The sequence below is a fragment of the [Pantoea] beijingensis genome (assembly GCF_022647505.1).
In the GTDB taxonomy this organism is placed as follows: Bacteria; Pseudomonadota; Gammaproteobacteria; order Enterobacterales; family Enterobacteriaceae; genus Erwinia; species Erwinia beijingensis.
Window position 1 is genome coordinate 1,793,840 of record NZ_CP071409.1, and the last position, 16,300, is coordinate 1,810,139.

General features: G+C 49.0%; 11 protein-coding genes. 3 read left to right on the plus strand and 8 right to left on the minus strand.

Annotated elements, in window-relative coordinates; all coding sequences use genetic code 11:
* Positions 1-128: 128 nt before the first annotated feature.
* The 6 genes from J1C60_RS08055 to J1C60_RS08080 form a co-directional block, all read right to left on the minus strand.
* Entirely contained in the window at positions 129-1,361 is a 1,233-nt protein-coding gene (locus tag J1C60_RS08055; protein ID WP_128174833.1) for an MFS transporter, read from the minus strand.
* Between the two features lie 189 nt (positions 1,362-1,550).
* Positions 1,551-3,920: a GNAT family N-acetyltransferase gene (locus J1C60_RS08060; protein ID WP_128174831.1), complete on the minus strand. Its 2,370-nt coding sequence runs from the start codon at positions 3,918-3,920 to the stop codon at positions 1,551-1,553.
* 1 nt (position 3,921) lies between these two features.
* On the minus strand, positions 3,922-5,214 hold the full coding sequence (locus tag J1C60_RS08065; protein ID WP_128174829.1) for a lysine N(6)-hydroxylase/L-ornithine N(5)-oxygenase family protein: 1,293 nt from the start codon (positions 5,212-5,214) through the stop codon (positions 3,922-3,924).
* A 10-nt stretch (positions 5,215-5,224) separates the two neighbouring features.
* A complete protein-coding gene (locus J1C60_RS08070; protein WP_128174827.1) occupies positions 5,225-6,778 on the minus strand; it encodes a pyridoxal phosphate-dependent decarboxylase family protein in 1,554 nt (517 codons plus the stop codon).
* 451 nt (positions 6,779-7,229) lie between these two features.
* Positions 7,230-8,672: a pyruvate kinase gene (gene pyk / locus J1C60_RS08075; protein WP_128174825.1), complete on the minus strand. Its 1,443-nt coding sequence runs from the start codon at positions 8,670-8,672 to the stop codon at positions 7,230-7,232.
* A 189-nt stretch (positions 8,673-8,861) separates the two neighbouring features.
* Positions 8,862-9,725, minus strand: coding sequence for a MurR/RpiR family transcriptional regulator (locus J1C60_RS08080; protein ID WP_128175059.1), 864 nt, complete (start codon positions 9,723-9,725; stop codon positions 8,862-8,864).
* A 407-nt stretch (positions 9,726-10,132) separates the two neighbouring features.
* Between J1C60_RS08080 and zwf the strand changes: the two genes are divergently transcribed.
* Both zwf and J1C60_RS08090 read left to right on the plus strand, forming a co-directional pair.
* Positions 10,133-11,608: a glucose-6-phosphate dehydrogenase gene (gene zwf / locus J1C60_RS08085; protein ID WP_128174824.1), complete on the plus strand. Its 1,476-nt coding sequence runs from the start codon at positions 10,133-10,135 to the stop codon at positions 11,606-11,608.
* Between the two features lie 225 nt (positions 11,609-11,833).
* Positions 11,834-12,475, plus strand: a complete 642-nt coding sequence (locus tag J1C60_RS08090) for a bifunctional 4-hydroxy-2-oxoglutarate aldolase/2-dehydro-3-deoxy-phosphogluconate aldolase (RefSeq protein ID WP_128174822.1) — start codon at positions 11,834-11,836, stop codon at positions 12,473-12,475.
* A gap of 103 nt (positions 12,476-12,578) precedes the next feature.
* On the opposite strand, the gene purT is transcribed toward J1C60_RS08090, so the two are convergent.
* Positions 12,579-13,757: a formate-dependent phosphoribosylglycinamide formyltransferase gene (gene purT / locus J1C60_RS08095; protein WP_128174820.1), complete on the minus strand. Its 1,179-nt coding sequence runs from the start codon at positions 13,755-13,757 to the stop codon at positions 12,579-12,581.
* A gap of 188 nt (positions 13,758-13,945) precedes the next feature.
* Entirely contained in the window at positions 13,946-15,154 is a 1,209-nt protein-coding gene (locus J1C60_RS08100; RefSeq protein WP_128174818.1) for a styrene monooxygenase/indole monooxygenase family protein, read from the minus strand.
* Positions 15,155-15,633: 479 nt separating this feature from the next.
* Between J1C60_RS08100 and J1C60_RS08105 the strand changes: the two genes are divergently transcribed.
* The gene (locus tag J1C60_RS08105; protein WP_128174817.1) at positions 15,634-16,284 is read left to right on the plus strand and encodes a tellurite resistance TerB family protein; all 651 of its coding nucleotides are present in this window, start codon (positions 15,634-15,636) and stop codon (positions 16,282-16,284) included.
* Positions 16,285-16,300 lie beyond the last annotated feature (16 nt).

Here is a 16,300-nt window from a genome sequence, read left to right on the forward strand (position 1 = left end):
ACGCAGCAGGTTGCTAGACTGTGGTTGCTCGTGAAGGCATAACCGTCGGGACCTGCCGCGATGGCATTCATTCCGACGGCTGGCAACCTGACTGTTTCAGAATCAATATAGGGTAGCAGGTTGTGATATCAGAGCTCTGTAACGATCGCACGACGTTTACGTTCACGCAGGAAGGCCATTACCAGCAAAAACCAGCACACGCCGCATGCGAGATTAATCAGACTAAACAGAGCGCTGCCGCCGCTGAAATAGCCGAATTTTGCCGCTTCAATGCCCAGCGCAAAAGTAATGATGCTCAACATTCCTAACATGGCTGCGACACTGCCTTTCCCCGCATTACTCGAGAAGAGTGTGAGTCGGTATAATCCCGCATTGACCAGACCCGCCCCAAAGGCGTACAGGCTGAGCCCCGCAGTCATCCACAAATAGCTATGGGGATTTAGTGACGTACAGAGCGCAGCAAGGCCAAGGCCCAGTAAAATGGGCCATGCTCCCAGACGTAGCGGCTGCTCGATAGGTAATCGTCCAGCCAGCTTGCCCAGCGTCAGGTTACCGATAATCATCGCCAGGAAGACAGGTAGCTGCAGCAGGGCATATTCCAATCGCGTCAATCCTTCATCGTGGATGAGGATGACCGGTGACAGAGCAACCCAGGTCAGAATGGGAATGGATACCAAGCCGATGGCTAACGATCCGCCGACGACCTGACGATCTTTTGCCAGCGTCAGATACCCTTTTGCCAGCGACTTTAGCGAAATGGATGCGCTTCTGTCGCCCGCTGTTTCCGGCATCGCACGCCACAGACCGATAAATGCGACTGCGGTCACTGCTGCAAAAAGATAGAACATGTTGCGCCAGCTACTGACATTGAGAAAAGCGGCCCCCGCAAGCGGGCCAGCCAGTGGGGCCAGCAATGCTACATTCGCCATTAAGGCCATAATGCGTACGCTTACTGCTTCATCAAAAGCTTCCTGAATTGCGGCATAACCCACGGCACCAATAAAACAGAGACTGATACCTTGTAAAAAGCGGACAGCAACAAACTGTTCAATATTTTGTACGCCATGGGTCAACAGACAGGAGAGCAGAAAGAACGCAGCTCCCGCCAGCAATACAGGTCGACGTCCGTATTTATCCGATAGCGGGCCGAGCAGCCATTGCAGAACAATCCCGCCAATGAGATAAGCGGTAAGTGAGGCAGAAACCCATTCTGGGCCCACGTTGAACTCGCTGGTCACCAGTAGCATACCTGGCTGAATCATATCGTGAGCGATATAGGTAGCAAATTCGAATAGCACCAGTGACAGGGGAAATATGAGGTGTCTCGGTGATAAAACCGAGACCGGGGTATACGACGACATCCAGGTTCCTTTTCCGGTAAGACTTTTTATTGACCAAAGCGTGCCTCACAGTACTCAACCCATCATTCATCACGTCAGGTTTTGTACCGCCAGGCACGATTTAGCAACGACATTATTATTCAGCCCAACGTGAAAGCGTCATTATCTCTGCGTCAAGGCCGGCACAGAGAGGTTGGGAGAACGTAATGATTAATGGGCAAACACCGCAATCGGATTGACCAGCATGCCAGCAAATTTTAGATTTTCTGTCGGTTCGGACAGACTAATCATTTGTTGATTGTTAGCCAATTGCAGACGATTCAGGCAGGAAAGTGGGAACTCCGGCATAAACATATTATAACGTGCAAATTTACTGGCCAACTGCGGGTGTGCCTGCTGATACTCTTTAACGCAATCCGCGACGCATTGCCAGAAGACATTCTCAGGCAGCACATTTTCCTGCACCAGAATAGCGTTGGCAAAGCGGAAAATACAGTCAAAGACATCGGTAAAGATTGATAACAGTTTCAGATTATCCGGCACGTCCACTGCCAGTCGGCGAACCTTTTCCGGTAGTTTTGCTTCTGGGTCCAGTACCGCGATCTCCTCGCCGATATCTTTCATCCAGGCTGCGACAGGCAGATTATTTTCCAACAGCAGAATCAGATTTTCGCCGTGAGGCATAAACACCAGATCATACTGATAGAAGCAGTGGAGTAACGGACTCAGATAACAACGCATCCAGGCCGATATCCAGCGTTCAGCGCTGACGCCAGAATCGGCAATGAGTGCGGTCAACAGCGCTTTTTGCTGTTGATCGACATGCAACAGCGATGCCATGGTCATCAATCGCTGATTAGGCTGCAATGTTGTCACAGGATTGTCACGCCATAATGCAGCAAACATTTTTTTATAAGCTGAATCGCCGATGAAGGCGCGCTCATAGTAACGATTATGGTAGCCGATAGCGGCCACCTCACGCAAAATGCGAAAGTCGCACCGTTGCAGCCAGCTATCTTTACTCACTAACTGCGCCAGCCACTGATTAATCGCCGGCGTTGTCGCCATATAGTAAGGTGACAGCCCGCGCATAAATCCCATATTGAGTACGGATAATGCCGTTTTGACATAACGTTTTTCTGGATGGCTGCGATTAAAGAAAGTACGGATCGACTGTTGTGCCTGATATTGGTCCTTCCCGGCACCGAGATAAATAATGTCGCGAGCCGCGATGTCCGGAGCGAAAATGGTGAGCAATTTGTTATGCCACTGCCATGGATGCACCGGCATAAACAGATAGTTTTCTCGTTCGACGCCAGCTTCATCCAGTTGTGTATTAAAACCAGTCAGCGTGTCATCTCCCAGTTCTTCCTGCATTAGCTGGCGATAGCTAAGCGTGTCAAGGCTGGAAAAGTGCGCGTTCCGCTGATGTACTGCAACCCACACCAGGTTGACGGGTGCGGCAGCTTCCGGGGCATAAGCAAGATAATCACGGGCATCAAAGCCGATACGACCATTGTTGGCGACAAAACAAGGGTGCCCTTCGGTCATTGAAGCTTCTACCGTCTGGAAGTCTGCCCGTGTAAGCGCTGCACTGTCGGGAGTGTTTTTTTCAAACTTAAATACGCTGCTGCACAATGTACTGGTAATTTCTTCCATATATGTGGCCAGCATCGGTGCCGGGATACCAATGTGTTGATTAAACTCAATAATGAATTGGAGGGCGTCCAGCGGGATACTTTCACCGTCTTGCTGCTTAATTAACGTGTCGATATCGATCGCCCAGTGATCTAATGCCAGACGTACAGCGCTGAACCGGTATTCCGCTTCACTGTTCGGGACCGCCAGTGTGTAGCTATCCAGCGCCTCCGTTGCGGAAATTTTCTGGGGTATGAGCAGTTTTTCATGGGCAAATTCGGCAATCGCTTTACGGATTAACAGCCGGTTAGCCTGTACCCAGTAGGGACCGGTCAGAGAGCTTCCGGTAAGCATGGTCGTGGCACCTGACATTTTTGATGTTTCCTGAAGTAAAGCCTGTTGATAATCATCGCGCTGACAAAAGGCGAGCCAGGCTGTTTTATGTTTCATAGCAATGGTGTGCTGATAACGAAAACCGGCACGTTTATTCAGTACATGAATTTTATGGTTGCGTACATCGGGTTCAACGACGATACGTTTGACCTGTGGCAGGCTGAACAGGTAATCCATTACCGCGGTAAATACCTGCCAGCTAAATTGCGCGATGGGCTTATCTGTTGGAGCAATAAGGATATGCATGCCGTAATCTCCCGGCTGTGTCGGGTAGTACTTCCCCACGTCATCCTCTTGCGTTCGGTAACACTCCAGTAAGAATATTGGCTGTTGGTCACAGCAGCCGATCACGGCAGCTGTGGGATTGCACTCTGTCAGCGCACGATAAAAATGGGTGACTTGCTCGAGCGAATCATTCTGCATTCCCCAGAAATACGCATAGTCTCGTGTAACCCATTGATAAATAGTTTTTATATCATCAGGTTTTAGCGTGCGAAGAGTGAACAAGCCCGCCGGACGCCTGCAACGAAAGAGTAATGGGTGACTCATCTTATGCCTCCGATTCTGCGGTAAAAGACTGGAAAGCAATTTTTCGCTCAATGGGATAGATTTCACGGCCAGCGATTTCACGGATCAGTATTGAGTTACGGTAACAGGCCATCCCCAGATCGGGCGTGACAAAGCCATGCGTGTGTAACTCAGCGTTTTGCACAAATACCTGATTATGCGGGTCGATGCTGTAATTACGCTGCACGTCATAACGGCCTTTTTCATCCCAGCACAGGCGCCCGGCAATGCCTTCAATAAACGGTGGTGGCTGATAATGATAACCGGTCGCCATAATCATGCCTGCACTGCGACGGGTATAAGTCTGGTCCTGTTCTTGCTGGTACAGCGATAATTCAAATTCACCATTGGCTAGCGGGCGAATATCGGTGAGCTCAGAATGCGTAAATAGTCTCGCGTTCAGTTTTCCGCTAAGTTGCTTGTTATACATCAGGTCATAAATATCGTTAATCAGACCGCTATTAATACCTTTATAGAGGTTCTTATGCTGCGCATTGATTGCATCGCGTCTGCTGGGGGGCAGGGCGTGGAAATAATCAATCCACTCTGGTGATGTCATTTCCAGCGTCAGTTTGGTGTATTCAAGTGGATAGAAACGCGGTGCACGCGTGATCCAGTTCAGTTGATAGCCAAATTGGTCGATGTCATGAAGCAGATCGTAGTAGATCTCTGCTGCACTCTGTCCACTGCCTAATATGGTAATACTGCTCTTCTGTTGCTGCGCGGCTTTGTGCGATAGATATTCACTGGAATGGGTGATGAACTCTCGATACGGGCGACAGCATGCTGGCATCCAGGCTGTGGGGCCGGTACCTAACACCAGTTTCCGCGCCAGCCAGATCCGGCTTTCACCGCTTTGCGTGGAGCGGCTGCGCACCCGATAGCACTGCAAATTATCGTCATAGCTGACGTAATCCACGCAGGTATTCCAGTACAAATTATTCAATTGCGAGCAGGCCCATTGGCAATACTGGTTATACTCTTTGCGCATCAGGAAAAAATCTTCTCGGATATAAAAAGCATAGAGTTTCTCTTTCTGCTTCATATAGTTGAGCAAACTATATGGACTGGTCGGATCCGCCAGGGTCACTAAATCTGCCATAAAAGGCGTTTGCAAATGCGCACTTTCCAGCATCATGCCGGTATGCCAGTCGAAGCCGGGATTTTGATCGAGGAATACGCCGTTAATTTCTTTTATGGGGGCGGTCAGGCAAGCCAGGCCAAGATTAAAAGGACCAAGGCCGATCCCGATAAAATCATAAATTGTCTCATTCATCGCGTTGACCTCACTGATTCGCTGCATCTGGAATGGCACGACTTGCCAGCTCACGCCCGTAATGCACGATTAATGCGATAATATCTTCAAGGTCAGCCGTGGTGGTCGCGGGGTTGAGCAGGGTGAACTTCAGGTACTGCCGACCCTGTATTCGAGTGCCTGCAACTACGGCGTTACCTGAACGGAACAACGATTTTCTTATGTGGGCATTGATATCATCAACAATCGCATTGCTCCTGCCTGGGTGTGGTGTAAAGCGAAAAATCTGCGTTGTTAATTCCGGTTGATGCAGAACTTCAATGGCCGGATGAGCCTCCAGCAATTGATGCGCGCGTTGTGCAAGCGCGATTAACCTGTCAAAGGTTTCTCCGATTGCATCGGCCCCCATGATGCGTAGGGTCATCCACATTTTTAACGCATCAAACCGTCGGGTGGTTTGAATACTTTTATTGACCAAATTTGGCGTGCCTTCCTGCTGCGCACTGAGCGGGTTCAGATAATCGGCATGGACTGTAACGTGGCTCAGATGCTGACGGTGGCGAACAAAGAAAGCGCCACAGCTGACAGTCTGAAAAAAGGATTTGTGATAATCGACGGTGACAGAGTCCGCGAATTCAATCCCCGCAAGGCGGTGTCGGTAGCGGGGGGAAACCAGTAGGCCGCAGCCGTAAGCGGCATCAACATGCATCCACAATCCATGATGCTGGCAAAGCTTTGCTATTGCCTGGAGCGGGTCAATACTACCGAAATCTGTTGTGCCGCTAGTTGCAACCACGGCGATGGGAATCAAGCCCTGCTGCAGACAACGCTGGATCTCCGCCTCCAGCTTGATCGGGTCCATCCTGTAGTGTTCGTCATAATCGATGGAAATGACTGCATCGTAGCCCAGTCCGAGGATAGCCGTGGATTTCTGGATACTGAAATGGCTGAGCGCTGAGGTGAAAATACGCCACTTACTGGCTTCTTCCGGTAGGCCCTTTTGTTTAATCAAATAGCCGGGATGATGACGAGCGCACCAGCTATCACGCGCTAATAACATCGCCATTAAGTTGGATTGTGTGCCACCGCTGGTAAAAATGCCATCGGCAGTGGCCGGGAACCCGATGCGGTTTATCGTCCAGTCAATCACCTTTTGCTCAATTAGCGTACCACCTGCGCTTTGATCCCAGGTATCGACTGAGCTGTTTACTGCACTCATAATCTGTTCTGCCAGTAGAGAGGGAAGTACAACAGGGCAGTTGAGATGGGCGACATATTTAGGATGGTGGAAATAAACGGCATCGCGTAGATAGAGCTGCGCCAGTTCTGCCATGGCCTCTTCGTGACTTTCCAGCGGAGTGTTCAGGTCTATCGCTGTAAAAGCGGAGGCCAGTTCGTGGGGAAGAATGCCACTAAACGGTTTTTCAACCTGCTGAATGGTGCTGTTAATAAGCGCGAGGGCACGTAGCGTCTGTTGTGAATAAGCCTCTACTTGCTTATCGTTAAAAAGGAAATTGTCATGTGAATCGCGCGGGTGTGGCTGAGGTATTGAGGCAGCGCATGCCGGTTGAGAACGAAAAACCATATCCTTTACCTTTTTTGGGACGTAAAAAATCTCGCCGCCATAAACTATGACAGCCTTTGCCATCTGATTTTGCTCTCAGATTAAATATCCTTACTGTTTATGCCTTAGCGTCATGCAATGGGAGATGACGGATAACGCTATTTTTATCTGTTAAACATGGATAACTCTCCATTTCGTGTGGTTAATCCAGATGATACTGCTAATGGTACGTTGTTTTAATGATAACAAGATTATAAATGATAATCATTATCATTCAATATAATTTGTAAGACCAAAAAGTGATAAGTTTATTTGATGATATTTATGTGATACATGTCACATAATGAGGGTGGTTAGACTACAGAATCGTGAAAAGAAAAGAGTAAGGCGGGAGGTTGAAGGCTAGAAAAAGGGCGGAAATTAACATCCGCCCCAGGTTGTTTTTTGTCAGCAATTAATAATAAAGCGAGAATTATTCTACGCGCAATACGCGGCTGGTATTGGTCGTCCCGCTGGTACTCATGACATCACCTTGAGTGACAACCACCAGATCGCCAGACATCAGGAAACCTTTATCGCGGAGCAGATTAACTGCATCGTGAGCAGCAGCAACACCATCGTTATTGCTGTCAAAATAAACGGGAGTTACGCCGCGGTAAAGTGCCGTCAGGTTTAATGTGTGTTCAATACGCGACATGGCAAAAATTGGCAAGCCGGACGTAATGCGCGAAGTCATCAAAGCAGTTCGCCCGGACTCGGTCATCGTGATGATTGCCGTGACGCCCTGTAAATGGTTTGCGGCATACATTGCCGACATCGCAATGGCTTCTTCGATATTATCGAATTGTACATCAAGCCGGTGTTTGGAAACGTTAATACTGGGGATCTTTTCAGCGCCCAGGCACACTTTTGCCATGGCTGAAACCGTCTCAGCAGGATACTGACCAGCCGCTGTCTCTGCTGATAACATTACCGCATCGGTGCCATCAAGTACGGCGTTAGCCACGTCCATGACTTCCGCACGCGTTGGCATTGGGTTAGTAATCATCGACTCCATCATTTGCGTGGCGGTGATTACCGCACGATTAAGTTGACGAGCACGACGGATCAGCGCTTTTTGAATTCCCACCAGTTCCGGATCGCCAATTTCAACGCCGAGGTCCCCACGCGCCACCATGACTACATCCGATGCGAGAATAATGTCATCCATGGCTTCCTGGCTTGCCACGGCTTCCGCACGCTCAACTTTGGAGACGATTTGTGCGTTACATCCGGCTTCCCTGGCCAGACGACGTGCGTAGTTTAGATCTTCACCACAGCGAGGGAAAGACACGGCGAGGTAATCAACGTCGATCCTGGCTGCAGTAATAATATCTGCCTTATCTTTTTCGGTAAGCGCTTCAGCTGATAATCCGCCACCAAGTTTATTAATCCCTTTATTGTTCGAAAGTGGACCACCGACGGTGACCTCAGTAAAGACTTTCAGATCCTGAACGTCCAGAACCTTCAGTTGCACCCGGCCATCGTCCAGCAGCAGGATATCGCCTGGCACAACATCTTGCGGCAACCCTTTATAATCGATACCAACTTTTTCTTTGTCACCTTCACCTTTGCCCAGGCTCGCATCTAACAGGAAGCGATCGCCCTGGCTAAGAAAGACTTTACCTTCCTTAAATGTTGATACGCGAATTTTAGGCCCCTGCAAATCGCCGAGGATAGCCACATGGCGGCCAAGTTTTGCCGAAATTTCACGTACTTTATTCGCACGCAGTTGATGATCTTCGGGCGTGCCGTGAGAGAAGTTAAGACGTACAACGTTAGCGCCGGCAGCGATGATTTTTTCGAGGTTATTATCACGATCGGTTGCCGGGCCTAAAGTGGTTACAATCTTGGTTCTTCTTAGACGTCTTGACATGGGGGACTCCGTTGACTTTTAAACGTGGTGTTGCTGAAGCAATCACGGGATATTTTACTTTTTTGGCGAACCGCCGTTGTGCCTGCTACGCCTTCCCTTTACTGCCTTGCTACAACTCAAGTTACTCGGGTGTTGTTGAATTTATCTGCTGTGCTTGCCACGTATTCTCGCCGTGGCTGCCTGAAAACATCATGGAAAAGGAATGATGACATCCTTATTAAAACGCGACTCTTTCAACGCTTCTTTGACACGCTGCAGGTTATCCCGAAATTTTGGGCCCTGGCGCAGGGTAAAGCCGGTCGCCAGAGCATCAATTACGGTTAATTGCGCCAGTCGCGAAACCATAGGCATATAGATATCAGTATCCTCTGGAACATCGACAGTCAACGCCAGCGATGCCTGCAGTGCCAGAGGCGAACCGGGTGAGGTGATTGCCAATACTTGCGCATTATTCTCACGCGCCAGCTGTGCCAGTTCCACGAGGTTTTTTGTTCGCCCCGTATGAGAAATAAGCACCACGACGTCACCAGCTGAGCTATTGATGCAGCTCATTCGCTGCATCACAATATCATCGGAATAGATGACTGGCACATTAAAGCGAAAAAATTTATTCATGCCATCGTGTGCCACTGCCGCCGAGGCACCTAAGCCAAAAAAAGCCAGCTTTTTTGCCTGAATTAACATCTCAACAGCGCCGTTGACAGCGTTCATATCCAGATGCTGACGAACGTGGTTGAGACCGGCCATTGCCGATTCAAAAATTTTGCTGGTACAGGAGGCAATGTCGTCGCCTTCATCTATATTACGGCTAACATAAGGCGTTCCTTTAGCGAGACTTTGCGCCAGCACCAATTTGAAATCAGGGAATCCTTTTGTTCCCAGCCGATGGCAAAAGCGATTGACGGTCGGTTCACTAACATCTGCGGTGCGTGCCAGAAGGGCAATGCTGCAATGGATAGCAGTTTGAGGTGAGTTGAGTATGGCTTCAGCGACCTTACGTTCAGATTTACTGAGATGTTCAAGGTGGGACTGCATTTTTTCCAGCATGTTCATAGGTCGATGACCACTCATCAATTCTGACGATTTCATTCACAGGAGAAATCGATGTCATTTTGTAGAGAATATACCTTGCCGTCGATAAGCTTTGGCAGCATCGGTTAAATGGACCTTTACATTTTTTGCCAGAATTTGAACTGTGTCTAATTTTCTCCAGTGTAAAAACGGTAACAAAAAAGTTGAACGATTAGGCACAAACTGACTGGCAGAAAAATAAATTCCGCACGTAAATTAACGCTCAACGTAATATGCCAATAAATCGGGTAAGTTTGCTCTGGTATAACCCGAGTTTGTTTACGCATCATAGCGAAAAGAAGTACATTGTATTGAAAGAACATGACGATAAAGATCTGGTCGAGTACGGAACCACCAGGCCGGAACTATCCTGCAACGAGGAGATAAAAATGGCGGTAACACAAACAGCCCAGGCATGCGATCTGGTTATTTTCGGCGCTAAGGGCGACCTTGCACGCCGGAAATTGTTGCCTTCCCTGTATCAGTTAGAAAAAGCAGGGCAGATCCATGAAGATTCACGCATCATCGGTGTGGGCCGCGCGGACTGGGATAAGGCAGCTTATACCAAAGTGATTCGTGAAGCGCTTGAAACCTTCATGAAAGAGAAGATTGATGAAGCGCTGTGGGACAAGCTCAGCAGTCGCCTGGATTTTTGTAACCTTGACGTTAATGACATCTCACACTTTCCAAAACTTGGTAAGATGTTAGACCAGAAAAAACGTGTAACGATCAACTACTTTGCGATGCCGCCAAGCACATTTGGCGCTATTTGCAAAGGCTTGGGTACAGCAAAGTTAAATGCTAAACCTGCTCGCGTGGTAATGGAGAAGCCGCTCGGTACTTCACTGGAAACCTCGCGTGAAATCAACGATCAGGTCGGTGAATATTTCGAAGAGTGTCAGGTATTCCGTATTGACCACTATCTGGGCAAAGAGACGGTACTGAACCTGCTGGCACTGCGTTTTGCTAACTCTCTGTTTGCTTCAAACTGGGATAATCGCACGATCGATCACGTGCAGATCACCGTCGCTGAAGAAGTGGGTATCGAAGGCCGCTGGGGTTACTTTGACAAAGCCGGTCAGATGCGTGACATGATTCAAAACCACCTGTTACAAATCCTGACAATGATCGCGATGTCACCGCCAGCGGATTTGTCTGCCGACCGCATCCGTGATGAAAAGGTAAAAGTGCTGCGTTCGCTGCGCCGTATCGATCACACTAACGTGCGGGATAAAACCGTGCGTGGGCAGTATACGGCTGGTTTTGTGCAGGGCAAAAAAGTACCTGGCTATTTAGAAGAGGAAGGGGCGAATAAATCGTCCAATACGGAGACGTTCGTCTCTATACGCGTTGATATTGACGACTGGCGCTGGGCAGGCGTACCGTTCTATCTGCGTACCGGCAAGCGTTTGCCGACTAAATGTTCCGAAGTCGTGGTCTATTTTAAGAATCCTGCGCTCAATCTGTTTAAAGAGTCATGGCAGGAACTCCCGCAGAACAAGTTGACGATTCGCCTTCAGCCGGACGAGGGGGTAGATATTCAAATCCTCAACAAAGTCCCGGGGCTCGATCATAAACACAATTTGCAAACAACCAAACTGGATCTGAGTTACTCGGAAACGTTCAACCAGTCGCATCTGGCGGACGCCTACGAGCGTTTGCTGCTGGAAACGATGCGCGGTATTCAGGCTCTGTTTGTACGTCGTGATGAAGTGGAAGAGGCGTGGAAGTGGGTTGACTCCATTATGGATGCCTGGGCTGCTGATAATGAAGCACCGAAACCATATCAGGCGGGCACGTGGGGCCCTGTCGCTTCTGTCGCGATGATCACGCGTGATGGTCGTTCCTGGAACGAGTTCGAATAACGATCATGTTTCGTCAAAGCCCGCAATTGCGGGCTTTTTTGTGGCTAAAATGTATGCCATATAAAAATGAACCATGGTTTTAAAAAATTAATTTTTGGCTAAGCGCGCGCCGTGAAAATCCTGTATGGTAGACCTCGACACCCTCTTCCTGACGCGCTGGCTGCGTCAATTTCGTCCATGGCAACCATCCGGGAACGTTGTGGGCATGACAGGAGACCAATCCCGATGAAAAACTGGAAAACGAGCGCTGAAAAGATTTTAACTACCGGACCTGTAGTCCCGGTTATCGTTGTCAATAAACTCGAACATGCGGTACCAATGGCGAAAGCATTGGTGGCCGGTGGTGTCAACGTGTTGGAAATCACGTTGCGTACACCCGTTGCAATGGATGCATTACGTGCCATCATCAACGCGGTGCCTGAAGCCATCGTCGGCGCTGGAACGGTGCTGAATACGCAGCAGTTGGCTGAAGTAACGGAAGCCGGTGCTCAGTTTGCGATTAGCCCGGGCTTAACTGACCCTCTGTTAAAAGCGGCAATTGAAGGTTCTATTCCTCTGATCCCGGGTATTAGCACGGTTTCGGAGTTGATGGTTGGGCTGGAATATGGACTGCGCGAATTTAAATTCTTCCCTGCGGAAGCGAATGGTGGGGTTAAGGCGTTACAGGCAATTGGTGGACCTTTCCCACAGGTAAGATTCTGCCCGACAGGGGGGATTTCACCCAGCAACTACCGTGATTATCTGGCGTTGAAAAGCGTACTCTGTATTGGCGGTTCGTGGCTGGTACCCACTGATGCGTTGGAATCTGGCGATTACGAGCGTATAACCCAACTGGCGCGGGAAGCCATTGCTGGCGCGGTAGTTTAGCGGCAACGGTCGGTCATTTCGTGTGACCTGGCGGGTTCGGAAAGCGCCGAGCCCGCCAGGGCGCATTTGTGTGTTAGCGGTAAACGATTTTCCCTGACGGGGGTTAACCCGTAACCTGAACACCGGTAGCACACGTAATGGCGCGCTGCACTGCCTCATCAATATTATCACCCGTGGCAAGCGCCACGCCCATTCGGCGCGTACCATCAATTTCAGGCTTACCGAACAGCCGCAGTTGCAAACCAGCACCCAGCACGTCAGCTACACCGCTAAAGCAAACATTATCGCTTGTCAGTTCGGGTAAAATAACGGCGGAGGCAGCAGGGCCATACTGACGGATGCCGCCGACCGGTAAACCAAGGAAAGCCCGCACATGTAACGCAAACTCAGAAAGATCCTGAGAAATTAGCGTTACCATACCGGTATCATGCGGCCGCGGTGAGACTTCGCTGAATATGACGTCTTCCCCGCAAACAAATAACTCAACACCAAAAAGGCCATGACCACCCAAGGCAGTAACGACTTTTTCAGCAATCGCCTGGGCACGCTGGAGGGCAACTTCACTCATGGCCTGGGGCTGCCAGGATTCACGATAATCACCGTCCTCCTGACGATGTCCGATCGGCGCACAAAAATGAATGCCATCAACCGCACTGATGGTTAGCAGAGTGATCTCAAAATCAAACTTCACAACGCCCTCAACAATGACGCGGCCCGCACCAGCACGGCCACCCTGTTGCGCGTATTCCCAGGCATTGTCGAGTTGTGCTGCGTCACGAATAAAGCTTTGCCCTTTGCCGGATGAACTCATTACTGGCTTAACGATACACGGAAAGCCAATGTCATGGGCTGCCTGTTCAAAAGCGGCCTGATTGTCGGCAAAACGATAGCGGGAGGTTGGCAGCGCTAACTCTTCGGCGGCCAGGCGTCGGATTCCTTCGCGATTCATGGTCAGGCGTGCCGCCCGTGCGGTTGGCACGACATGTTGTCCCTGCTGTTCAAGTTGAACCAGCATATCCGTGGCAATCGCTTCGATTTCGGGAACGATATAATCGGGCTTCTCAAGTGCGACCAGGTCTTTAAGCGCTGCACCATCCAGCATATTGATAACATGGCTACGATGAGCAACATGCATTGCCGGAGCACCAGCATAGCGATCGACAGCGATAACCTCAACGCCCAGGCGCTGACATTCAATCGCGACTTCCTTACCGAGTTCACCTGAACCTAAAAGCATTACGCGGGTTGCGGCAGGGCGCAGCGCGGTTCCAAGAATCGACATAATACCACCTGAAGGGATGAAAAAATCGCGCGCAGTATATACGAAAACGATTGCGTACGCATTAGCTTTACCGTGCAGCAGGCAACTGATGCCGCCGGTACAATCTTTGTAAATAACCTTTCGCTTCGATAGACCCCAAAAGCTGGCAATGCGGTAGTGGGCATCACGCGACCATCCGGGTTTTGTTATTATGCGGGCAATAATTCACTGCTACGCCACCACGGGAATAGCGTCGTGGGATCATCAAACCCGTTGGCGATATTATCTGCTAAGACAGAGGATTCCTGTGCCTGACCGATGATAGAAAGAATCCGTTCCGTCGGCGGTGCCAACAGGCTATCGGTCCATTCACAGACGTATTTTGCGTATGCCCAATACTTTTCAAAAGTCGATTCCATCCACTGTCGGTCAAATACCAAATTTTGCTGCGCCACAATGGATTCAAGGTAAATATCAGCCGCTTTTGTTGCGCTATTGGCCCCTTGTCCTGTAATGGGATCATTCAGGACAGCCGCATCACCAATAGAAAGGACATGGCGACCAGACGGCAAAGTTAATACAGGCTCGCGAATAACCGGTGTGACGGAACCGATCAGTGTGGCACGGCGATCGGTGAGCTCTGCCGCGACCATTCTGTCAGATTCTGCTGGTAAATATTGGGTCAGAAGTTTCTTGGTCAGAATTAAATGTTCGTCTGGTGTTTTAATATTTTCCCAACAGTCAAAAGCACCGCCGGGTATCCCCTCAAAAAATGAAATATGGCAGGGGCCGCTGAAGGTTACGGCCGGCATTGAGAAATACTCGCCAATGCCGGGTAAAATATTGCAAGTGACATATTCATGCTCTGATATTTTTTTCACGCCATGAACATAGCATAGGGATAAAATACGTTGGGGAATAACATGATGACTTACTGATTCATTAACGGTTAATTTTTTACTTATTTCACCTTTACCGGTAGCGAGAATAACAAGATCGTGTTTTTCAGCTAATTTCTCCAACAGAGGGATGTCTGCTTTGACTATTTTTAACTGACCTCCACGCTGAGTAAAAATATCCATCAGTGAAGATAATTTCATGCGTTGATCTACAGATTGCCCGGGTTGTTTTAATTTTCCGAGCCAGTGAACTAATTTTTCATGGCTGTTCTCAGGGTTAATTATATTTAACTCAATCCCTGCAACATCCGCTGGATAATCATGCCATGTTTGTTTAATAATTCGATCTTCTGTTGCTATTGCTGAACTAAATAGGCACTGACTGGATAAAACGCTACCGTTTCGTATTTGTTCCTGGCTACGATCGCTAACCAATGTAACCTGGAAATTTTTTTCTAACAGTCCAAGCGCTAAAATTAAGCCGGACTGACCGCTACCGATAATTGCAATTTTCTTCATCTTTTCTCTCATTCGACTAACATTCCGGAGAAATGGTCCATTCCGCATTTTTTTTGCCAAAACCAACGTTAACGTTGATAACATACTCTTCCTGTCGTTGGCAAACCGCGCGTCACATCCTCAATCCTACATTTTGTTAGGGAATGTTTAACCAATAGGATAGCGCTGAGAGCAGTGAGAAATACCTGTCTGAATGTGTAAGTCAATTTAATCTGTTACCGCTTCTCCTCGCCAAACAATATATTTTCCGGAGAATAGAATGAATATCATAAGTCCTTGCTGATGGTTGTTGCACATAGCAGTCGAGCCTGCTGGATACTTATGACAGTAACGAAGAAAATCGAAATGTCAGTGCCGAACGTTTACCACAGACGCGGCGATGACGAATTGCATCATGTTTTCCTGACTTTTCCTCTCCTTACGCTTCTTGACGACAAGTGCCTTACTCTTTAATACGATTCTTTTTTTACGGAGGCGGCATGAGTCACTGGCTACAGCAAATTCAATCTGTACTGGGTAACCACAACAATAAAAGCAGCGGTGAAGGCTTGGCGAAAATGCTGGCGCCTGGCGCACTGGGTGGCTTAGCGGCATTATTGGTTACCAGCAAATCCTCACGTAAATTGCTGACAAAGTATGGCAAAAATGCGCTGATCCTTGGAGGCGGTGCAGCCGCAGGCACGTTGCTATGGAATAAATATAAACAGCGGATCGGGGAAGCCCATCGCGACGAACCTCAGTTTGGTCAGCAGGTAACGCCCGTTGATGCGCGCGTTGAGCGACTAATTACTGCACTGGTGTTTGCGGCTAAAAGTGACGGGCATATTGATGCACAGGAACGGGAAGCTATTGAGCAACAGATCCATCAGTCTGACATGGGCGAAGCGGGGGAGAAAATCATCCAGCGTGCTATTGAGCAACCGCTCGATCCTCAACTATTGGCTCGCGATGTGAAAAATGAGGATGAGGCGCTGGAGCTGTTTTTCCTGAGTCACGCTGTTATTGATGTCGACCATTTCATGGAGCGCAGCTATTTACAGGCGTTGGGTGACGCACTGAATATCCCACAGGATGTGCGTGACGGGATTGCCGAAGATATCAAACAGGAAAAACTAAAACTTACCGCGTGATGGTCATCCCGGGCTG